This is a genomic window from Bradyrhizobium sp. 18BD (assembly GCF_054185225.1).
In genome coordinates this window covers 74370-96151 of sequence record NZ_JAVAYL010000019.1, presented here as the reverse complement: position 1 = coordinate 96151, position 21782 = coordinate 74370, and the positions used below count along the sequence as shown (strand labels likewise).

The window sequence follows — 21782 nt, the reverse complement described above, 5'->3', positions numbered from 1 at the left end:
CGCGTTAGCGCAAAGTGTGAAGCGGTTTTCCGAAAAGATCATGCTCAACTAAGAGCAAACACAACTTCATCACCTGCAGACATGGAGGTCGCCGATGCGCGACATGCTTCAGCTCGTCCCTATGGTCGTCGAACAATCCGCCCGCGGCGAACGATCCTTCGACATCTACTCGCGGCTCCTGCGCGAGCGCATCATCTTCCTCAACGGCGAGGTCAATGATGCGATGTCCGGACTGGTCTGCGCGCAATTGTTGTTCCTGGAAGCCGAGAACCCGAACCGGCCGATCAATCTCTACATCAACTCTTATGGCGGCGTGGTCACCAGCGGGCTCGCGATGTACGACACCATGCAGTTCATCAAGGCGCCGGTTCACACGCTGTGCATGGGCACCGCGCGCTCGATGGGCTCGTTCCTGCTGATGGCCGGCGAGCCCGGTCACCGCGCCGCTTTGCCCAACGCAAGCCTTCACGTGCACCAGCCGCTCGGTGGCTTCCAGGGCCAGGCGTCCGACATCCTGATCCATGCCAACGAGATGCAGGAGACCAAGCGGCGCATCATCCGGCTCTATGCGCAGCATTGCGGACGCACCGAGGAGGAAGTGGAGCGGACGCTCGACCGCGACCACTTCATGACCGCTCAGCAAGGGGTCGAATGGGGACTGGTCGACCGGGTCTTTGCCGAGCGCGAGGCCGCCTGAGGGTCCGACAACGACCCCCGGACTGAAGGTCAAACGCGCGCATCCCGTGAGCACGGACGCGAAGAGCCCGACATTTTGCAGCGCGATGAGGCTCTTCGCTCAGCCTCTCCCGTATTTTAATACCTTCCCCCTGCCCGAGGCGTGAGCAACATTGTGTCGGCGCCCTGTCATGCTCTCATTTTGAGCAGCCCTGACCACGTTTTGAGCGCGACGTAATAGCGCACTGCGCCGCAATACGCGTCAAATGCGAAAACACCCGTTTTCATAGTCCGTTAGGCAACGCGCCCGATCTGGCACGGCATTTGATTCTAAGGGTCCCGGCTGTGCCCGCGTAGTGAACTTCTCCCTCGTGGCGAACCAGTCGAGAAACGCCCGGCCACGTCCGGACCGGGCCCAAGCGGGGATAGGACCCATGAAAATTGTTATGGCGATTATCAAGCCATTCAAGCTGGAAGAAGTCCGTGACGCCCTGACCGCCATCGGCGTTCACGGTCTTACGGTGACGGAAGTCAAGGGATATGGCCGACAGAAAGGCCATACGGAAATCTATCGCGGCGCTGAATATGCCGTGAGTTTCCTGCCCAAGATCAAGATCGAGGTCGCTGTCGCCTCCGACCAGGTCGACAAGACCATCGACGCCATCACGTCCGCCGCGAAAACCGGACAGATCGGTGACGGCAAGATCTTCGTCATCAACCTCGACCACGCGGTTCGCATCCGCACCGGCGAGGCCGATGCTGCGGCCCTCTGATTTCGCGCTCAACCTTATCCAATCAGGAGTGAATAAAATGACGTTTAAGCGTCCCTATGGCGCGGGATTGGCGGCTCTTGCAGTCGGCCTGTTCGCTGCGACCGCAGCCTATGCCGAGCCAATGGTCAACAAGGGAGACAACGCCTGGATGCTGACATCGACAGTGCTCGTGCTGTTGATGACCATCCCCGGCCTCGCGCTGTTCTACGGCGGCCTCGTCCGTTCCAAGAACATGCTCTCCGTTCTGATGCAGGTGTTCTACACCGTCTGCGTCGTCACCGTGATCTGGGCCGTGTACGGCTACAGCCTTGCCTTCACCGGCGGTTCCGACTTCATCGGCGGCTTCTCGAAGGCCTTCATGATGGGCGTCACCACCGACTCGAAGGCCGCGACCTTCTCGGTCGACGCCAACATCTCGGAGCTCATCTATATGTGCTTCCAGATGACCTTCGCGGCGATCACGCCGGCCCTCATCGTCGGCGCCTTCGCCGAGCGCATGAAGTTCTCGGCGATCGCCCTGTTCATCCCGCTCTGGGTCACGCTGATCTACTTCCCGATCGCGCACATGGTCTGGTACTGGCCCGGCCCGGACGCGATCCAGGACGCTGCCAAGGCTCTGGCTGCGGCGGGTGATGCGGCGGCGAAGACTGCGGCTCAGGCCAAGCTCGACGAGATCAACGCCGACGCCGGCTGGATCTTCAAGAAGGGCGCGATCGACTTCGCAGGCGGCACCGTGGTGCACATCAACGCCGGCATTGCAGGTCTCGTCGGCGCTCTCCTGATCGGCAAGCGCGTCGGTTACGGCAAGGAGCTGATGGCTCCGCACTCGCTGACCATGTCGATGATCGGCGCCTCGCTGCTCTGGGTCGGCTGGTTCGGTTTCAACGCCGGCTCCAACCTCGAAGCCAACGGCGGCGCTGCCCTTGCCATGACCAACTCCTTCGTCGCCACCGCAGCCGCCGCGCTGTCGTGGATGTTCGCGGAGTGGATCGTGAAGGGTCACCCGTCGGTGCTCGGCGTCATCTCCGGCGCTGTCGCGGGCCTCGTGGCCGTCACGCCTGCCGCCGGCTTCTCCGGTGTCATGGGCGCGATCGTCCTCGGCCTGATCGTCGGCGTGGTCTGCCTGTTCTTCTGCACCGTGGTGAAGAACGCGCTCGGCTACGATGACAGCCTCGATGTGTTCGGCGTGCACTGCGTCGGCGGCATTGTCGGCGCCCTCGGCACCGGCATCCTCGTCAACCCCGCCCTCGGCGGCGCCGGCATCATCGACTACACCGCGATCCCGCCGAAGGTTGCCGATTACGACTTCGCGGCGCAGATGACCTCCCAGATCTGGGGCGTCTGCACCACGCTGGTGTGGTCGGGCATCGGTTCGGCGATCCTCTACAAGGTCGTCGATGTGATCGTTGGCCTCCGCGCCAATGTCGAGAGCGAGCGTGAAGGCCTCGACATCACCGAGCACACCGAGCGCGCCTACAACATGTAACTCTCCTCCCGGGGCGCGGTTCTCCTCGGGGCCGCGTCCACAACTACGGTTTGGGCACATACCCGGCAATGCCCCGACCGTTGAGGGGCTCCAGCGCAAGTTGGAGCCCCTTTCTTTTTGGCAAGATTCCTTTCGACCACGCGCAAGGAAGAAAAGGATTGCCATTCCAGATTGCCGGCGCAGAAATAACGACCACAACGAACAACAAAACGGGAGGTCGTCATGCGTTTGGAAGGCGGATGCTATTGCGGCGAAGTGCGCTACGTGGCCGAAGGCGATCCGATGATGCAGGCCCAGTGCCATTGCCGCGAGTGCCAGTACATCTCGGGCGGCGCGCCCAACACCTTCATCGCGATGCCGGCGGGCGGCTTCAGCTACATCACCGGACAACCCAAGCAGTTCACGCGCAAGGATCTCGAGCGCGCGGTGACGCGCGAATTCTGCGCCGAATGCGGCACCCATCTGGTGACCAAGGTTCCGGGCCTGCCGGCCGCGATCCTGAAGGTCGGCACGCTGGACGAGCCCAAACAGTTCCATCCGCAGATGGCGATCTACACCTGCGACAAGCAGGAGTTCCACGCCATCCCGGCCGGCATGGCGACGTTCGAGAAGCTGCCGGGGCATTAGGCCGAGACCGCGATCGGCGCATCACCAAACGACGGCCAACGCGCGGCCGATCACGCCGCCGCGCGAGCGGGTTGCTGGCTTTTCCGCACATAATCACCGGATACGGCGGCCGACCGACCCGTCAGGACCTCTGATCTGGGTCACGGAAATGACTCTTGATGGCGCGGAAAGCCGATGGTTAATCGCGTCTTAACCTCGCCCTATCTATGGTGAACTGAACCGCTTCCCGCCGGCGCTTTCGTGCGACCGGCTGTTCCAAGAGTACTGGCGCCCAGAATGGTCATGACCGCTTCAACCCGTGCGCCGCTGGACGGTGGAAGCTCCAACAACGCACGCTCGCCCTTCGTCCGGCTGAACGAGTTGCTGGTGCCGCATCAACCCGGCAAGCCCTTGATTTCGCTCGCGGTCGGCGAGCCGCAGCATCCCGTGCCTGACTTCGTCGGCCCGGTGCTGGCCAAGCACATCGCCGAATTCGGCCGTTACCCGATGAACCAGGGCACCGAACCGTTCCGCCAGGCCGCAAGCGCCTGGCTGTCGTCGCGCTTCAGGCTGCCGCGACCGCTCGACCCCAAGGCCGAGATTCTCGTCCTCAATGGCAGCCGTGAGGGGCTGTTCCTCGCCGCGATCGCAGCCGCGCGCTATATCGGCCCGCGGCCGGGCAAGCCCGCCATCCTGATGCCGAACCCGTTCTATCCGGTCTATGGCGCCGGCGCCCTCGCAGCCGCCTGCGAGCCGGTCTATCTGCCGACCACGGTCGAAAACGGCTTCCTGCCCGATCTCGACGCCATCGACGAGGCGACGCTGGCGCGCACCGTGGCGTTCTATCTGGCGTCGCCCGCCAATCCGCAGGGCTCGGTCGCCAAGCCCGACTATTTCAGGCGATTGAAGCAGCTCGCCGATCGCTACGGCTTCATGATCCTCAGCGACGAGTGCTATTCGGAGATCTACACCCGCGAGGCACCGGGCAGCGCGCTCGAATGCGCCGGCCCCGATTTCACGCGGGTGGCTGCATTCCAGTCGTTGTCGAAGCGCTCGAATCTTCCGGGCCTGCGCGTCGGCTTCGCCGCCGGCGACAAGAAGTTCATCGGCATGTTCCTGGAGCTGCGCAACATCGCAGCGCCGCAGGTGCCGGTGCCGCTTCAGCATGTCGCGACCTTTGCCTATGGCGACGAGGCACATGTCGAGGAGAACCGCAGGCTCTACCGGATCAAGTTCGATCTCGCCGACCAGATCATCGGCAATCGCTACGCCTATCGCCGGCCCGACGCCGGCTTCTGCGTCTGGCTCAATACGTCCGAGATCGGCGACGACGTGTCGGTGTGCCTGAAGCTCTTCAAGGAAGCAGGCGTGCGCGTGGTGCCCGGCAGCTTCCTGGCGCGGCAGCAGCCCGACGGCTTCAATCCCGGCGCGGGCTACATTCGCCTCGCGCTGGTGCAGGATGGCGAGACCACGGCGCAGGCGCTGCACCGGCTGGTCGAAACTCTGGGTTAGGCGGGGCCCATGAGCATGTCGGCAATCGAACGTGTCATTCCACTGGTCGGCCATCTGCCGCCCTCGATCCGCGAGGGTCTGGCACGGCGGATGCGCGAGCTCACCGGGCTCGGCCTGATCGCGCTGTCGGGCGTCGCCTCGGCGGCGCTGATGACCTGGTCGGTGCAGGATCCCAGCCTCAGCCACGCGACCTCGCGGCCGATCCGCAACATCCTCGGCTATGCCGGCGCGATCGGCGCCGACTTGGCGATGCAGATCCTCGGGCTCGGCGCGATCATGCTGGTCCTGACCGTCGCGGTCTGGGGCTGGCGCATGATGACGCATCGCCCGTTCGATCGCGAAGCGCTGCGGCTCGGCTCCTGGATTCTCTGCACCGTGATTGCGGCAGGCTTCGTCAGCTGCTGGCCGCATGGCGGCGCCTGGCCGCTGCCGACCGGTCTCGGCGGCGTGGTCGGCGATGCCCTAGTGCGCGCGCCCGCGGTGATCTTCGGACCACCAGGCACGATCTATCGCACCGTACTCGGCGTGATCCTGTTCGCAGGCATGGCCGCGACCTTCCTGATCGCCTGCGGTCTCGGCGCGCGTGAGCACGACGAGGAGCTTGCCGAGATCGAGGACGACGACAAGCCGCTCGACGAGGACGAAGAGAGCGATCGTGGTTCGGTGTCGCTCGGCTGGCTGTTCCACGCGCTGATGAGCACCAAGGCGCGGCTGATCTGGCTGTGTGGTGCCGCCTACCGCTCGCTGGTGTCGAGCGGACCGAAGACCAAGGCCGTCGCCTTCAGCCGCCAGGAGCCCAATCTCGGCGGCGGCCGCGCTGCGCCCTCGATCTCGCCACAGGCCCAAGACGAAGACTACGAGGACGAGCGCGAGGAAGAAGAGGAAGGCGAGGAGGAGGAAGAGGAAGAAGAGGAGCCCGCCGCGCGCGCCCCGAAGAAAAAGGCGGCGCCGAAGTCCGCTTCCAAAAAGGGCTCCGACAAGTTCGATCTTCCGTCCGTCTCCATGTTGGCCGCGCCGAAGGCCGGCGATCGCCAGCCGCTCAGCAAGGCCGAGCTGGAAACCAATTCGCGCTCGCTCGAAGGCGTGCTGCAGGACTTCGGCGTCCGCGGCGAGATCGTGAAGGCCAATCCGGGTCCCGTCGTCACGCTGTACGAGCTGGAGCCGGCGCCCGGCATCAAGTCCTCGCGCGTGATCGGACTTGCCGACGACATCGCCCGCTCGATGAGCGCGCTGTCGGCGCGCGTCGCCGTCGTGCCCGGCCGCAACGCCATCGGCATCGAATTGCCAAACGCGCATCGCGAAAAGGTTTATCTGCGCGAGCTGCTGGTTGCGAAGGAAGCAACCGACACCGTCGCAAAGCTGCCGCTCTGTCTCGGCAAGACCATCGGCGGCGACCCCGTCATCATCGACCTCGCGCGTACGCCGCACATGCTGATCGCCGGTACCACCGGCTCGGGCAAGTCGGTCGCCATCAACACCATGATCCTCAGCCTGGTCTACCGGCTGCGCCCGGACCAGTGCCGCCTGATCATGGTCGATCCGAAGATGCTCGAACTCTCCGTCTATGACGGCATTCCCCATCTGCTCACGCCCGTCGTGACCGACCCGAAGAAGGCGGTGGTCGCGCTGAAATGGGCCGTGCGCGAGATGGAAGAGCGCTACAAGAACATGGCCAAGCTCGGTGTGCGCAACATCGACGGCTACAACACGCGCCTCGGCGAGTTGAAAGCCAAGGGCGAGGAGCCGACGCGCACCGTGCATACCGGCTTCGACAAGGAGACCGGCAAGGCGATCTACGAGGAAGAGAAACTCTCGCTCGATCCGCTGCCCTACATCGTCATCATCGTCGATGAAATGGCCGACCTGATGATGGTCGCCGGCAAGGACATCGAAGGCGCGGTGCAGCGTCTCGCGCAGATGGCGCGCGCCGCCGGCCTGCACGTGATCCTCGCGACGCAGCGTCCGTCGGTGGACGTGATCACCGGCACGATCAAGGCGAACTTCCCGACCCGCATCGCCTTCCAGGTCACCTCCAAGATCGACAGCCGCACCATCCTCGGCGAGATGGGCGCCGAGCAGCTGCTCGGCCAGGGCGACATGCTCTACATGGCAGGCGGCGGCCGCATCAGCCGCGTGCACGGACCCTTTGCGTCGGACGAGGAAGTCGAGAAGGTGGTGCGTCACCTCAAGACCCAAGGCCAGCCGGAATATCTCGAGGCGGTCACGGCCGAGGAGCCGACCGAGGACGAGGACGGCGCGGTGTTCGACGCGACCGGCATGGGCGGAGATGGCGGCGGCGACCTCTTCCAACAGGCCGTTGCGATCGTCAAACGCGACCGCAAGGCCTCGACCAGCTACATCCAGCGCCGCTTGCAGATCGGCTACAACCGCGCCGCCTCGCTGATGGAGCGCATGGAACTGGAAGGTATCGTCGGGCCCGCCAACCACGCCGGAAAGCGCGAGATTCTGGTCGAAGAAGAAGACAGCCATATGTGAGGCGAGGAGCCTCGACACATAATTTCACGCAAAATCGATATCTGCTTTTGCCCGAAATCACGGTAAAAGGGCGCCCAGCCACACAGGACGACGCGTTGATCAGACATCCGGACATTCGATTCGCTGCCACCATTGCTGCGCGAAGCGCGCGCGTGGCCGGCGTGCTTCTCGTCACCGCCGCGATGGTGACCGCGTCCTCGTTCGCGCAGACCGTGCCCGTGCCCAAGCCCGCACCGAAGGGCCGTGACGGCGGAGCCTCCGCCGGCGGGCCCGCCGTCACCGGCGCGACGCAGGTGCCGCCGAATCCGGTGATCCCGGACCCGCGCCGCAACGTTCCGAGCAGCATCTTCCAGACCTTCGACGCCAACCAGAAGGCGCAGGCCGCCAAGGTCAGCGCCTATCTGTCCTCGCTGCAGACGCTGGTCGGGAATTTCGTCCAGGTCGGTCCGGACGGCAGCAAGACGCAGGGCGATTTCTACATCCAGAAGCCCGGCAAGGTGCGCTTCGAATATGACGCGCCGAGCCCGATCGACATCGTCGCAGACGGATCCTCGCTGGTGGTGCGCGACCGCAAGCTCGCGACGCAGGACGTCTATCCGCTGTCGCAGACCCCGCTGCGCTTCCTGTTGTCCGACCGCATCGACCTCATGAAGGACACCAATGTCGTCAACGTCTCGGCCGACGACGTCTTCGTCAGCGTCACGATCGAGGAGAAGCAGGCGCTGGTCGGCACCAGCCGTCTCTTGCTGATGTTCGGCGCCAAGGACGGCCAGCTCAAGCAGTGGACCGTCACCGATCCGCAGGGCTACGACACCACGATCGCAGTCTACAATCTGGACTCGACCAAGAAGCTCGACCCCGGCATGTTCAAGATCGATTTCACCAATTACGGTCCGTCGCCGGGTTGAACGGTCAACCGCCGTAGGGTGGGCAAAGGCGCTCTTGCGCCGTGCCCACCATCTCTCCTCCTCGCGATGGGCACGTGGGCACGCTTCGCTTTGCCCACCCTACGATTCCGCGCCTGTGGACAAGCATTTCGCTCACGCCAATCCATGCTAAGACGCATTCCCCATGCGTTTTTCCCTGACAACCTGGAACATCAATTCGGTGCGGCTGCGCATCGACCTGGTCGCGAAGTTTCTCAAGAGCGCGCGGCCGGACGTGCTGTGCCTGCAGGAAACCAAGTGCATCGACGATGCCTTTCCGCTGAAGCGCTTCAAGCGGCTCGGCTATGAGCATGTCGCGCTGAACGGGCAGAAGGGCTATCACGGCGTCGCCATCGTCTCGAAGATTCCGTTCGAGTCCACCGACATCCGCACCTTCTGCGACAAGTTGGATTCACGCCACATTTCGGTGTCGTTCGGCGAGAAGGCCAACATCGCAAAGCCGCTGGTGTTGCATAACTTCTACGTGCCCGCCGGCGGTGACATTCCCGATCCCGCGCTGAACGAAAAGTTCGATCACAAGCTCCGCTTCCTCGACGAGATGAAGGCGTGCGAGCCGCTGCATCCGCGCGGTGAAGATCGTCACATCCTGGTCGGCGACCTCAACGTCGCGCCGCACGAGAACGACGTGTGGTCGCACAAGCAGCTTCTCAAGGTGGTCTCGCATACGCCTGTTGAAACCGAGAAGCTGAAAGCCGCGCTCGAGGCCGGCGAATGGATCGACGTCGCGCGCGACCGCATCCCGATGTCGGAGAAGGTCTATACGTGGTGGAGCTATCGCTCCGCCGACTGGACCGTCGGCGATCGCGGCCGCCGGCTCGACCATATCTGGGTGTCGCGCGCGCTGAAGGACGCGGTCAACGATTTCAAGATTCTGCGCGATGCGCGGAGCTGGGAGCGTCCGTCGGACCATGTGCCCGTGACGGTGACGCTGGAGGTTTGAGATGCCGTAGCCCGGATGGAGCGCAGCGAAATCCGGGGCAATCTTTCCGGAGGCACAGACCCCGGATTGCGCTTCGCTCCATCCGGGCTGCGAAGCAACGGCCTCTCAAGACGTCAGCTTCGCGCCCGCCATCAGGATATCGCTGGCGATCTGGCTCGAGCGCACCGCGAATTCATCACGAAGACGGACCGCGGCGGCGGGATCGCTTTCGAGCACGCGCTGGAACAGGCTGCGCGCGACGCGGATGACGGAGGAGTGCTCCAGCGCAGTCGCGCTCGACGGCCGCTTCATCGGCACCACCAGCGCGAGCTCGCCGATCAACGCGCCGGGACCTGCGATCATCTCGGCACCGGCGCCGTCATCGACGCGGAAGGCGCCGCGCTGGACCACGTAGCCGGCATCGGCCTCGTCACCGAGATTGAACAGGACATCGCCGCGGACGAAATTACGCTGCTCGGAACCGATCGCCAGCATGCGCAACGAAGCGTCTCCCAACAGGCGCAATGTCGGGACACGCTCGAGTAGCGCTACGTCGTCGTCGATTGACATTCCGGTCCGGAGCTCAAGGAACGCGCGAATTTACGACGAATCGCGCGCTTCTGGAACGTATCACGGCACCAGTTTGTAGCCACCGGCTTCCGTCACCAGGATTTCCGGGTTGGCGGCGTCCTTCTCGATCTTCTGGCGCAGGCGGTAGATGTGGGTTTCCAGCGTGTGGGTGGTCACGCCGGAATTATAGCCCCAGACCTCCTGGAGCAGGGTCTCACGCGACACCGGCATCTGGCCGGCGCGGTAGAGGAAGCGGAGGATCGCCGTTTCCTTCTCGGTGAGGCGGACCTTGCGCGCATTGGCCGCGGTCAGCATCTTCGAGCCGGGACGGAAGGAGTAGGGGCCGACCGAGAACACCGCGTCCTCGCTGGCCTCGTGCTGGCGGAGCTGGGCGCGGATGCGGGCCAGCAATACCGCGAAACGGAAGGGCTTTGCGACGTAGTCGTTGGCGCCGGATTCCAGGCCCAAAATCGTGTCGGAATCGGTGTCATGCCCGGTGAGCATGATGATCGGGGCCTTGAAGCCGCCCTTGCGCAGGGAGCGGACCACTTCGCGGCCGTCGGTGTCGGGAAGCCCGACATCCATCAGGACGAGATCGGGGGAATTGGCCTTTGCGGCGCTTGCGCCCTTGGCGCCGGTATCGACGGCGGAGGCTTCAAATTCTTCGTGCAGCGATAATTGCTCCACCAACGTGTCGCGCAGATCGGTATCGTCATCCACGATCAGGATCTTGCGGGCATTGGCCATAGGGGGTCATCCTTTTGGAGTCCGACGAGGCGCGCAACCATGCTGCACCAAGCCGCGAGGGGAAGTTTAGGGGGCGCGCTTATTATTCTTATTCGTGTTGAAGTAGTGGGCTGTTACCGATTCACAAGCCAGAACCACTCTAACTCAAAATAGCAGGGCGTTTTGATGAATGTCCTGTAATGAATTCGACATCGCCCATTCACATGAAAAACAAAGCTGTGTCAGCCGCTTATACCCGAAATCGGAGCTCCGGACCACTGTCCGCGATCCGCGTTAAGCCTGCCGCCGGGAATCCGCGCCGGGGCTGGCTGACCGCCGGCGCGCTGACGATTCCGGTAGCGCTGGGGCGCGGCGGCATCCTGGCGAACAAGCGCGAGGGCGATGGCGGCACCCCCAGGGGCAGCTTCCACCCCCAGCAATTGTGGTGGCGGGGCGACCGGCACAGCCGGCCGCAGACCTTTTTACCGGCAAGGCCCATCGGCGACACCGACGCCTGGTGCGAGGACCCCAAAGACCGTCACTACAATCAGGCTGTCAGGCTTGGGCGGGAGCAGGGCGGTGACCGGCTGAAGCGGGCCGACCATCTCTATGACTTCATCATCGAAATCGACCACAACACCAGGCCGCGGATCGCCGGCCGCGGCAGCGCCGTGTTCCTGCATCTGGCGCGCGATAATTTCGGCCCGACCGCCGGCTGCGTCTCAATGACCAGGGCGGCGATGCTGCAATTGCTGCGCCGGCTGGGACCAAGAACAAGAATCATCATCGGGTGAGGACACATGCTCGACAAGGATCAGATCGCCACCGCGTCCAACGTCCTGGTCAAGCATTGGCGCGACGGCACCAAGCTCGATGCGCTTGAGCCAAAGTTGCGGCCGCAGAGCCGCGCTGACGGTTACGCGATCCAGGCGGTCCTCGAAGCGCAATCGCTCGGAAAACTTTTCGGCTGGAAGATCGCGGCAACCAGCGAGGCCGGACAAAAGCATATCAATGTCGCGGGACCGCTCGCGGGGCGCATCATGAGCGACACCGTGATCGCCGATGGCGGCACCGCGTCGATGAAGGGCAATGAGATGCGCGTCGGCGAGCCCGAATTCGCGTTCCGCATGGGACGCGATCTGCCGCCGCGCGCGGCGCCATACAGCGTCGACGAGGTGCTCGCCGCCGTCGAGAGCTTGCATCCCGCGATCGAGATTCCTGACTCGCGCTTTGGCGATTTCGCCAGCGCCGGCGAAGCGCAGCTCATCGCCGACAATGCCTGCGCGCATCTGTTCGTGCTGGGCGCAGCAACCAATGCAAACTGGCGCGCGATGGATCTGGTCGAGGAGCGGCCGCAGATCACGCTGCGCGGTCAGCACTACACCGGTCACGGCAAGAACGTGCTCGGCGATCCCCGCGTTGCGCTCGCCTGGCTCGCCAACGAGCTGCGCGGGCTCGGCATCACCTTGCGGGCAGGGGAGGTGGCGACGACAGGCACATGCCATCCGCCGCTGCCGATCCAGGCCGGCGATCATTTTGCGGTGGACTTTGGCGTGCTGGGGAAGGCTTCGGTGGGGTTCGTATAACCTCACACTCCGCCGTCATTGCGAGGAGCCCTTGCGACGAAGCAATCCAGACTACCACCGCGGAGACACTCTGGATTGCTTCGCTGCGCTCGCAATGACGAAATCGAAAGCTATTGCGCGGCCTAGCCTTCGCTAACGGCCGCTACCGGTGCCCGAAGATCGCGCTCCCGACACGCACATGGGTGGCGCCGAGCATGATGGCCGTCGCGAAATCCGCGCTCATGCCCATCGACAGGTTCTTCAAGCCATTGCGTGCGGCGATCTTGGCGGTCAGCGCGAAATGGGCTGCCGGCGGCTCGTCCACCGGCGGGATGCACATCAGGCCGGAAATCGTCAGCCCATAGGTGTCGCGGCAGCTCGCGAGAAAGGCATCAGCCTCGCCGGGCGCGACGCCGGCCTTCTGCGGCTCCTCGCCGGTGTTGATCTGGACGAAGAGCTGCGGGTGCTTTTTCTGGGATTCGATTTCCTTGGCTAACGCCTGGCAAATGCTCGGGCGGTCGACCGAATGGATGGCATCGAACAGCGCAACCGCCTCCTTGGCCTTGTTGGACTGCAACGGCCCGATCAGATGCAGCGCGATACCAGGGTAGACCAACGTTAACGCCGGCCACTTGGCTTTGGCCTCCTGCACGCGATTCTCGCCGAATACGCGCTGTCCGGCGGCAATGACCGGGGTAATTGCATCGGCGTCGAACGTTTTGGACACCGCGATCAGCGTGACGGAGGCGCGATCCCGGCGCGCTTCCTTGCAGGCGCGTGCAATTTCGGCCTCGACCGCGGCGAGCGCGTTTGGTGGATGGCCGGTTACCGGCGCTGCGTTTTCATCTGTCATGACGACGATTGCTTACGATCGTAACCGAGGTAAGTCCAATTTTACCGAGTTCAAGAAAGAGTTTTTGAACCCTTCGCTTTACCTTGCCCGCGGGGTGGGTAGCGAAGATGGCAAACGTCAGTTTCAACCGCAAACGAGTGAAACTCAAGCAGGTTCTCGGAATCCGGGCGCGGCTTGCGTTGCTCGCGGTGATTCTGGTGACGCCCTTGATGTTCGAGCGTATCCGCTCGCTCGAGGACACGCGCGCCAAGCAGATCGCGCAGGCCGCTGCTGAATTCACCACTATTGCACGGCATAGCGCCGATGCGCAGCGCGAGGTGATCTCGTCGGTCGAGACCATCCTGAAATCCGAGGCCTTCATTCGCGCGTCCGCCGGCGGCATCACCAAGAGCTGCGACGTGCTGCGCGCGAGCCTGCCGTCGAACCTTCCCTGGATCCGCACGCTGTTGATCGCCGGCCAGGACGGACGCATCCAGTGCGCCACCAACAACATGTATGTCGGCCTCGATCTCAGCGACCGGCCGTACTTCCAGCAGGCACAGGAAACCGGCCGTTTCGTGCTGAGCGATTTCATCCTGTCGCGCCCGGTGCCGTCGCCGACCGTGATGGCGGTCTATCCGGTGTCCGCGTTCAGTGGCGTCGCCGATGCCGTCGTGCTCGCCACCGTCAACCTCGACTGGATGTCGAAGGTCATGAACAATCTCGGCGGCCGCGCCGGCATCACCGCCGTGCTGGTCGACAGCACCGGCACCGTGCTGGCCGCGCCGGCCGATCAGCACAGCGCGATCGGCCGTCCGCTCGACAACATGCCGCTGATGTCGGCGATCGCCGACAAGGCGCTGCGTTCGGACCAGGACGAGGGATCGCTGTCTTTCCTCGCCGCCGACGGCTCCCGCCGCGCAGTCAGCTACATCCGCATCGCCGGCACCAATGCCCGCCTGATCGCCAGCATCGACGAGGACAAGGTGTCCGCGGCGGTGAGCCGCGACATCCGCACCGCCTATCTCCAGCTCGCCTTCGTCGTGCTGTTCGTGCTGCTCGGCGCGCTGATCGCCGCCGAGAAGCTCGTGATCAAGCCGATCGAGATGCTGGCCGACATGGCCAAGCGTCTTGGCGAGGGCGACCTCTCGGCGCGCGCCGCGCGCAATCGCCTGCCGGCCGAATTCGTGCCGCTGGCCCGCGCGTTCAACGCGATGGCCGCACAGCTCAGCCAGCGCGAACGCGAGCTGATCGCCAGCAACGACCGCCTGACCGTGATGGCCTCGATCGACATGCTGTCGGGCCTCGCCAACCGCCGCGGCTTCCAGAGCCGGCTCGATTTCGAATGGATGCGCGCGCAGCAATATGACAGCGAGCTCGCGCTGCTGATGATCGACGTCGATCACTTCAAGCTGTTCAACGACACCTACGGCCATCTCGAAGGCGATTCCTGCCTGACCAGGCTCGGCGAGTCGCTCTCCGGCATTGCCGCCGACACGATGGGCTTTGCGGCGCGCTATGGCGGCGAGGAATTCTGCCTGTTGCTGCCGAACACCGATGTGAACCGCGCCGTCGAGATCGGCGAGCTGGTGCGCGCGGCGGTGCTGAAGCTCTGCCTGCCGCACATCACCTCGGCCCACATGATCGTCACGGTCTCGATCGGCGTTGCCGCGACGAAACCCAACGAGACGCTGCGCCCCGGCGATCTCATCGAAGCCGCCGACGCCGCGCTCTACGCCGCAAAACACCGCGGCCGCAACAACGTCGTCGAGCACGGCGTGCAGGCGATCGAGAACGGCGCGGCCGCCATGATGCTGGCGGCCAGTGCCTAAAGCGCGATGAGATTAGGATGAATCGTCATCGCGCTTTAGGTTGTGTTTGAGCATGATCTTTTCGGAAAACCGCTGCGCACGTTTCCGGATCATGCTTTAGCCCGCGGCTCCGGCGCGATCGAGCTCGATCTCCGTCACCACGCGATTGCGTCCGCCGCCCTTGGCGAGATAGAGCGCGCGGTCGCAACGCTCGATGAGGTCGGTGACAGCTTCACCCGCCCGGTACTGCGCCACGCCGATCGACACGCTGATGCCAGGCAAGGTCTCGCCGGTCGAGCGCCGCGTGATGATGCATTCGGCGATCGCGCGCCTGATGCGCTCGGCGATCTCGGTACAGGTGGCGAGATCGGCGTCCGGCAGCACCGCGATCAGCTCCTCGCCGCCATAGCGGGCCGGCAGATCCTGCGTGCGGACCTTTTCGCGCAGCACGTTGGCCATCAGGCGCAGCACCTGGTCGCCGACGCCATGGCCAAAACTGTCGTTGAAGGTCTTGAAGTGATCGATGTCGAGCAGGAGCACGCTGAGCGCCTCGCCCCAGTCGGCCGTCGTCTGCGCCTTGCGCAGGAACTCGTCGAGCGCCCGCCGGTTTGCAAGCCCCGTCAGCGTGTCGGTCCGGGCCCGCTCCTCGGACCTCGAGAGCGAGTCGCGGATCACGTCGAGCTCGCGGGTCTTTTCGGCAAAGCCGGCCTCGAGCCGTGTCGCCCGCGTGGCGGCGCGCGCCAGCTCGTTCATCAGCTGCGCCACCAGCGCCTTCGGATCGACGCCGGCCTTGCCTTGGTCGGCGACCTCGCTGATCGCTTTGATCTGCGAGTGGTTGTCGGCGATCGCGGTCGCCAGAAACTCCTTCGCCGTCCCTATCAGGGCATGCAGCCGTTCGGACGTGACGACGACGGCGCTCACCTGGGGGGCGACGTAGGTCTCGAACAGATCCAGGCTGGTGCGGGTGTCGAAGGGACGGTTGTGGTCGATCAGGAGATCGACGGCGTTGCGCAGATCGTCATGGCTGCCGGCGAAATACTGGAACCAGACCGCGAAATTGGTCGGCGTCGGCGGAATCCGCTGTTCGGCCATGCTCCGCATCGCCCGTCCGGCGATGGACGCGGCATAGTCGTAATCGGGATCGTCGACGTCTGAATCCATCGCCTGGCGCGGGGTGCTGTTTGCCGCCAAATTCGCACCGACCCCTTAATCCGATCCCAATACCCTCGTCCGTACTTTTGCGGAGCAGCATTGCGGAGCGCTCCTGGCGGCGGCAACCCATTGACCCCCCGAGGACTTCTATGGCCTAGTCCGCCGTCTTTAGACGGCCGAATCCAACGAAAACCCAACGATTCCATGACCTCCGAACGCTATAACGCCCGCGACGCCGAACCGCGCTGGCAGGCTACCTGGGACCAGCAGGCGATCTTCGTCTCGAAGAACGACGATTCGCGGCCGAAATACTATGTGCTGGAGATGTTCCCCTACCCGTCCGGGCGCATCCATATCGGCCATGTCCGCAATTATACGCTCGGTGACGTGCTGGCCCGCTTCATGCGCGCCAAGGGGTTCAACGTGCTGCACCCGATGGGCTGGGACGCGTTCGGCCTGCCGGCCGAGAACGCCGCCATCGAGCGCAAGGTCGCCCCGAAGGCCTGGACCTACGACAATATCGCCGCGATGAAGAAGCAGCTCCGCTCGATCGGGCTGTCGCTGGACTGGAGCCGCGAATTCGCGACCTGCGACCCCAGCTACTACAAGCATCAGCAGAAGATGTTTTTGGACATGCTCGCCGCCGGCCTCGCCGAGCGCGAGAAGCGCAAGCTCAACTGGGATCCGGTCGACATGACCGTGCTCGCCAACGAGCAGGTGATCGACGGCCGCGGCTGGCGCTCCGGCGCCGTTGTCGAACAACGGGAAATGAGCCAGTGGGTCTTCAAGATCACGAAGTACTCGCAGGAGCTGCTGTCGGCGCTGGACGGGCTCGACCGCTGGCCCGACAAGGTGCGGCTGATGCAGCGCAACTGGATCGGCCGCTCCGAGGGCCTGTTGGTCCGCTTCGCGCTGGATGCGGCAACGACGCCCGCCGGCGAAAGCGAGCTTAAGATTTTCACGACACGCCCGGACACGCTGTTCGGCGCGAAGTTCATGGCGATCTCGGCGGATCATCCGCTGGCGCAGGCAGCCGCCGCGAAGAACCCGAAACTTGCGGAGTTCATCTCCGACATCAAGAAGATCGGCACCGCGCAGTCGATCATCGACACCGCGGAGAAGCAGGGTTTCGACACCGGCATCCGCGCGGTGCATCCGTTCGATCCGAGCTGGAAGCTGCCGGTCTATGTCGCCAACTTCGTGCTGATGGAATACGGCACCGGCGCGATCTTCGGCTGCCCCGCGCATGACCAGCGCGACCTCGACTTCGTCAACAAGTACAATCTCGGCAACACGCCGGTGGTCTGCCCCGAGGGCCAGGACCCGAAGACGTTCGTGATCACCGACACCGCCTATGACGGTGACGGCCGCATGATCAATTCGCGCTTCCTCGACGGCATGACGATCGACCAGGCCAAGGACGAAGTTGCCAAACGTCTGGAAAACGAGCTGCGCGGCAACGCGCCGGTCGGCGAGCGGCAGGTGAACTTCCGCCTGCGCGACTGGGGCATTTCGCGCCAACGCTATTGGGGCTGCCCGATTCCCGTCATCCACTGTCCGAAGTGCGACGTGGTGCCGGTGCCGGATGCCGACCTGCCGGTGGTGCTGCCGGAGGATGTGAGCTTCGACAAGCCGGGCAACGCGCTGGATCATCATCCGACGTGGAAGCACGTCACCTGTCCGAAATGCGGCGGCAAGGCCCAGCGCGAAACCGACACCATGGACACTTTCGTGGACTCGTCCTGGTACTTCGCGCGTTTCACCGATCCCTGGAACGAAAACGCGCCGACGACGCCCGCGGTCGTCAACCGGATGCTGCCGGTCGACCAGTATATCGGCGGCGTCGAGCACGCGATCCTGCATCTGCTCTACAGCCGCTTCTTCACCCGCGCGATGAAGGCGACCGGGCACGTCACGCTGGACGAGCCGTTCGCCGGCATGTTCACGCAGGGCATGGTAGTGCACGAGACCTACCAGAAGGCCGACGGCAGCTGGGTGCAGCCGGCCGAGGTGAAGATCGAGGTCGGCGGCAACGGTCGCCGCGCGACGCTGCTCAGCACCGGCGAAGACATCCAGATCGGTCCGATCGAGAAGATGTCGAAGTCGAAGAAGAACACGGTCGACCCCGACGACATCATCGCGACCTACGGCGCCGACGTCGCCCGCTGGTTCATGCTGTCGGACTCCCCGCCCGACCGCGACGTGATCTGGAGCGACGAGCGCGTCCAGGGCGCCTCGCGCTTCGTGCAGCGGCTGTGGCGGCTGGTGAACGATGCGGTGGAACTCGGCAAGGCCGCCCCCGCGGCCCGGCCGTCCTCGTTCAGCGACGACGCGCTCCTCCTGCGCAAGGCCGCCCACGGCGCGCTCGACAAGGTCACGACCGGCGTCGAGCGGCTGCACTTCAACGTCTGCCTCGCCCATATCCGCGAGTTCACGAATACGTTCTCGGAGGTGCTCCAGCGCCCCGGCCAGCCGGCGGCCGACCTCGCTCCAGATTTGGCTTGGGCGATCCGGGAGGCCAGCCAGATCCTGGTCCAGCTGTTCTCCCCGATGATGCCGCACCTGGCCGAGGAGTGCTGGCAGGTGCTGGGTCACGCCGGGCTGGTTTCGGAGGCCAATTGGCCCCAAATCGAACGCGATTTGCTGGTTGAAGACAGCGTGACCCTGGTGGTCCAGGTCAACGGCAAAAAACGGGGTGAGGTCACAGTTGCAACAGCGGCCCAGAATCCGGAAATCGAGGCTGCCGTTTTGGCCCTTGATGCGGTAAAGCTGGCCCTGGACGGCAAGCCCGTCCGCAAGGTGATCATCGTCCCCAAGAGGATCGTGAATGTTGTCGGCTAGGATCCGCATCGCAGCCCGCTTGCTGGCGGTCGCCGCTCTGGCGGCGCTGACGGCTGGCTGCTTCCAGCCGATGTATGCCGAGCATACCGACGGCACCCCCGGCCTGCGCGAGAAGCTGATGGGGGTCGACCTTCCGCCGATCAACAAGCCGAATGCCTCCCGCGAAGCCCGCGTCGGGGTCGAGGTCCGTAACGCCCTCGCCTTCAAGCTCTACGGCAGCGCCACGGGCATGCCGCCGACTCACCGTCTGGAGATCCGTTTCAACTCCAGCAAGTCGTCGCTGATCCTCGACCCCGCTACCGGTCTGCCGAACAGCGAAAACTACGGCATCGACTGCCAGTACAATCTGATCGAGGTCGTGAGCGGCAAGTCGGTGATGACCGGCACCACCTTCTCGCGCGTGTCCTATGACATGCCCGGCTCTTACCAGCGCTTCGCCCGCAACCGCGCCCTGCGCGATGCGGAGGATCGTGCCGCCAACGAGATCGCCGAGAACATCACGACTCGGCTCGCTTCGTTCTTCACCGCGGGCACGTAAGTCATCCCATCATTCCGGGGCTCGCGAAACGAGAGCCCGGAATCTCGATTCCCAATCTCTGGAGTCCGGGTTCGCGCCTCGCGCGCCCGGAATGACTGTTAGGGCCGATGGTCGCGCTGCGCGGAAAAGAGATCGACGCCTTCCTCGCCCGCCCCGATGCGGGCCGTCCGATCATTCTGCTCTACGGTCCCGACGCCGGCCTCGTGCGCGAGCGCGCGGATGCGCTGATCGCCTCCGCCGTCGACGATCCCAATGATCCGTTCGCGCTGGTCAAGCTCGACGGCGACGAGCTCTCCGCCGAGCCGTCGCGCCTCGTCGACGAAGCCATGACGGTGCCGCTGTTCGGCGGCCGCCGTGCCATCCGCATCCGGGCCGGCTCGCGCAGCTTTGCCAGCGGCGTCGACACGCTGGCCGAGATGAACGTGAAGGATTGCCGCATCGTGATCGAGGCCGGCGAGCTGCGCCCGGAATCGCCGCTGCGCAAGGCCTGCGAGAAGGCCAAGACGGCGGTCGCCATCGGCTGCTATCCCGACACCGAACGCGATCTCGCCAAACTGATGGAAGACGAACTCCGCATCGCCAACTTGCGGATCGCGCAGGATGCCCGCGCGGCACTGATGTCGTTCCTCGGCGGCGACCGCCAGGCCTCGCGCAACGAGTTGCGCAAGCTGACGCTCTATGCCCATGGCAAAGGCGAGATCACGCTGGACGACGTGATGTCGGTGGTCGCGGACGCGTCCGAGCTGAAGCTCGATCCGATTGTCGACGGCGCCTTCGCCGGCCGGCCCGACATCGTCGAGACCGAGTTCGCAAAAGCCATGATCGCCGGCACCTATCCCGGCGTGATCATCTCCGCGGCGCAGCGCCAGGCCGCGTGGCTGCACAAATCCGCGCTCGCCATCGCCGACGGCACGCCGGCCTCCGCCGTGCTCGACGGCGGATATCCGCGCCTGCATTTTTCGAGGAAGCCCGCGGTGGAGACGGCGCTGCGCAATTTCAGCGTGGCGAAGCTCGCCGCCGTGATCGAGCAGCTCGCCACCGCCGCGCTCGACACCCGCAAGCAGGCCACGCTCGCCGCCGCCATCGCCCAGCGCACGCTGATGGCGATCGCCGCGAATGCGAAGCGGCGGGGATAGGCTCCACTCTCTCCACGTCATTGCGAGCGAAGCGAAGCAATCCAGCATAGCCCAATCCGTCATCCTGAGGTGCGAGGCATGGGACGCAACGCGTCCCATGGGGAGCCTCGAAGGATGAACGGCCCCGATGCAGCCGGGCTGTCGCCCTTCGAGGCCGCCGCTACGCGTCGGCACCTCAGGGTGACGGTGATAGTTGGAGCGCCTAAAGCGCGCCCTTGGCCAGCCGCTTCATCACCTCGTCGAGCTGGTCGAGATTGCGGTAGTTGATCTGGACCGAGCCGCCGGGGTCGCGGTGATTGACGGTCACCTTGAGGCCGAGGGCGTCGCTGACGCGCTTTTCCAGATCGATCGTATCAGGGTCCTTTTCCTTGCCGCCAGTGGCGCGCGCCTTCTGCGGCTTGCGTTCCGGCACGCCCTCTTCATGCGCGAGCGCTTCGGCCTGGCGGACGTTGAGGCCTTCCTCGACGATCCGCTTGGCGGACGCAACCGGATCGGGCACGCCAATCAGCGCGCGGGCGTGGCCGGCGGTCAGGTCGCCGCTCGTGATCAGGGCCTGCACCTCGGCCGGCAGCTTGGTCAGCCGCATCATGTTGGCGATGTGGCTGCGGCTCTTGCCGACGACTTTTGCGATGTCGTCCTGGCTGCGTTTGAACTCGTTGGCGAGCGCGTGATAGCCGAGCGCCTCTTCCATCGGGTTGAGGTCTTCGCGCTGCACGTTCTCGACGATCGCGAATTCCAGCGCATCGCTGTCGCTGATGTCCACCGGCACGATCGGCACTTCATGCAGGCCGGCGATCTGCGAAGCGCGCCAGCGCCGTTCGCCGGCGATGATCTCGTAGCGATCCTGCGCGCCCTTCACCGGACGCACCACGATCGGCTGGATCACGCCGTGCTGCTTGATGGAATCGCTGAGCTCCCGGAGCTCGGTGTCCGAGAACGTGCGGCGCGGATTGCGCGGGTTCGGCTTGATGAATTCGATCGGCACCTTGCGCTGCGCGCGCGGACGATCGACATGCTGGGCCTCGCCGCCGACATCACCGATCAGACTTGCAAGACCCCGGCCCAGTCGCGAACGCGCTTCGTCGGCCATCGCCAGCTCCCTTGGATTCACGGTGCAGCACTCCAGAACTGAATTCTCGAAACTTGTAGGATGGGTAGAGCGAAGCGAAACCCATCGCTGTTCGTGCGTGTGATGAT

19 protein-coding genes are annotated in these 21782 nt (G+C 64.5%); 14 read left to right on the top strand and 5 right to left on the bottom strand.

The annotated features are described in order from the left end of the window. The first annotated feature begins 94 nt into the window (after nt 1–94). The 8 genes from RAD16_RS29835 (at nt 95) to xth (ending at nt 9435) form a co-directional block, all read left to right on the top strand. The gene (locus RAD16_RS29835; protein ID WP_458161405.1) at nt 95–697 is read left to right on the top strand and encodes an ATP-dependent Clp protease proteolytic subunit; all 603 of its coding nucleotides are present in this window, start codon (nt 95–97) and stop codon (nt 695–697) included. A 412-nt stretch (nt 698–1109) separates the two neighbouring features. Next, on the top strand, nt 1110–1448 hold the full coding sequence (locus RAD16_RS29830; RefSeq protein WP_008142813.1) for a P-II family nitrogen regulator: 339 nt from the start codon (nt 1110–1112) through the stop codon (nt 1446–1448). 37 nt (nt 1449–1485) lie between these two features. Continuing rightward, nucleotides 1486–2934 carry an ammonium transporter gene (locus tag RAD16_RS29825; protein WP_458161404.1) on the top strand — a complete coding sequence of 483 codons (1449 nt, stop codon included), beginning with the start codon at nt 1486–1488 and terminating at the stop codon, nt 2932–2934. A 222-nt stretch (nt 2935–3156) separates the two neighbouring features. Continuing rightward, nucleotides 3157–3561 carry a GFA family protein gene (locus RAD16_RS29820; protein ID WP_458161403.1) on the top strand — a complete coding sequence of 135 codons (405 nt, stop codon included), beginning with the start codon at nt 3157–3159 and terminating at the stop codon, nt 3559–3561. A 276-nt stretch (nt 3562–3837) separates the two neighbouring features. After that, nucleotides 3838–5052: an aminotransferase class I/II-fold pyridoxal phosphate-dependent enzyme gene (locus RAD16_RS29815; protein WP_458161402.1), complete on the top strand. Its 1215-nt coding sequence runs from the start codon at nt 3838–3840 to the stop codon at nt 5050–5052. 9 nt (nt 5053–5061) lie between these two features. After that, complete coding sequence (locus RAD16_RS29810) at nt 5062–7548, top strand: DNA translocase FtsK (protein WP_458161401.1); 2487 nt, start codon at nt 5062–5064, stop codon at nt 7546–7548. 152 nt (nt 7549–7700) lie between these two features. Continuing rightward, nucleotides 7701–8456, top strand: coding sequence for an outer membrane lipoprotein carrier protein LolA (locus RAD16_RS29805; protein WP_458161400.1), 756 nt, complete (start codon nt 7701–7703; stop codon nt 8454–8456). A gap of 163 nt (nt 8457–8619) precedes the next feature. After that, entirely contained in the window at nt 8620–9435 is an 816-nt protein-coding gene (gene xth, locus RAD16_RS29800; RefSeq protein WP_458161399.1) for an exodeoxyribonuclease III, read from the top strand. 105 nt (nt 9436–9540) lie between these two features. Here xth and RAD16_RS29795 read toward each other — a convergent pair whose 3' ends face one another. Next, nucleotides 9541–9984, bottom strand: a complete 444-nt coding sequence (locus RAD16_RS29795) for a cyclic nucleotide-binding domain-containing protein (RefSeq protein ID WP_458161398.1) — start codon at nt 9982–9984, stop codon at nt 9541–9543. A 60-nt stretch (nt 9985–10044) separates the two neighbouring features. Continuing rightward, nucleotides 10045–10731, bottom strand: coding sequence for a response regulator transcription factor (locus RAD16_RS29790; RefSeq protein WP_008142830.1), 687 nt, complete (start codon nt 10729–10731; stop codon nt 10045–10047). Nucleotides 10732–10934: 203 nt separating this feature from the next. Between RAD16_RS29790 and RAD16_RS29785 the strand changes: the two genes are divergently transcribed. Next, a complete protein-coding gene (locus RAD16_RS29785; protein ID WP_458161397.1) occupies nt 10935–11504 on the top strand; it encodes a L,D-transpeptidase family protein in 570 nt (189 codons plus the stop codon). Between the two features lie 6 nt (nt 11505–11510). Further along, the gene (locus tag RAD16_RS29780) at nt 11511–12296 is read left to right on the top strand and encodes a 2-keto-4-pentenoate hydratase (RefSeq protein ID WP_458161396.1); all 786 of its coding nucleotides are present in this window, start codon (nt 11511–11513) and stop codon (nt 12294–12296) included. A 142-nt stretch (nt 12297–12438) separates the two neighbouring features. Here the strand turns inward: RAD16_RS29780 and RAD16_RS29775 are convergent, their stop codons facing one another. Continuing rightward, nucleotides 12439–13128 carry a YggS family pyridoxal phosphate-dependent enzyme gene (locus RAD16_RS29775; protein ID WP_458161395.1) on the bottom strand — a complete coding sequence of 230 codons (690 nt, stop codon included), beginning with the start codon at nt 13126–13128 and terminating at the stop codon, nt 12439–12441. 107 nt (nt 13129–13235) lie between these two features. Here RAD16_RS29775 and RAD16_RS29770 point away from each other — a divergent pair, with 107 nt between their 5' ends. Further along, nucleotides 13236–14939: a diguanylate cyclase domain-containing protein gene (locus RAD16_RS29770; RefSeq protein WP_458161394.1), complete on the top strand. Its 1704-nt coding sequence runs from the start codon at nt 13236–13238 to the stop codon at nt 14937–14939. A 96-nt stretch (nt 14940–15035) separates the two neighbouring features. Here the strand turns inward: RAD16_RS29770 and RAD16_RS29765 are convergent, their stop codons facing one another. After that, nucleotides 15036–16079 carry a GGDEF domain-containing protein gene (locus RAD16_RS29765; RefSeq protein WP_458161393.1) on the bottom strand — a complete coding sequence of 348 codons (1044 nt, stop codon included), beginning with the start codon at nt 16077–16079 and terminating at the stop codon, nt 15036–15038. 195 nt (nt 16080–16274) lie between these two features. Here RAD16_RS29765 and leuS point away from each other — a divergent pair, with 195 nt between their 5' ends. From leuS to holA, 3 genes are all read left to right on the top strand, one after another. Then, nucleotides 16275–18911, top strand: a complete 2637-nt coding sequence (gene leuS / locus RAD16_RS29760) for a leucine--tRNA ligase (RefSeq protein ID WP_458161392.1) — start codon at nt 16275–16277, stop codon at nt 18909–18911. Continuing rightward, a complete protein-coding gene (locus RAD16_RS29755; RefSeq protein WP_458161391.1) occupies nt 18898–19449 on the top strand; it encodes an LPS assembly lipoprotein LptE in 552 nt (183 codons plus the stop codon). The genes leuS and RAD16_RS29755 overlap by 14 nt, the downstream gene beginning before the upstream one ends. 107 nt (nt 19450–19556) lie before the next feature. Further along, nucleotides 19557–20585 (top strand): DNA polymerase III subunit delta, encoded by a 1029-nt coding sequence (gene holA, locus RAD16_RS29750; protein ID WP_458161390.1) that lies wholly within the window; start codon nt 19557–19559, stop codon nt 20583–20585. A 202-nt stretch (nt 20586–20787) separates the two neighbouring features. Here the strand turns inward: holA and RAD16_RS29745 are convergent, their stop codons facing one another. Beyond that, on the bottom strand, nt 20788–21675 hold the full coding sequence (locus tag RAD16_RS29745; protein ID WP_458161389.1) for a ParB/RepB/Spo0J family partition protein: 888 nt from the start codon (nt 21673–21675) through the stop codon (nt 20788–20790). Nucleotides 21676–21782: the final 107 nt, after the last annotated feature.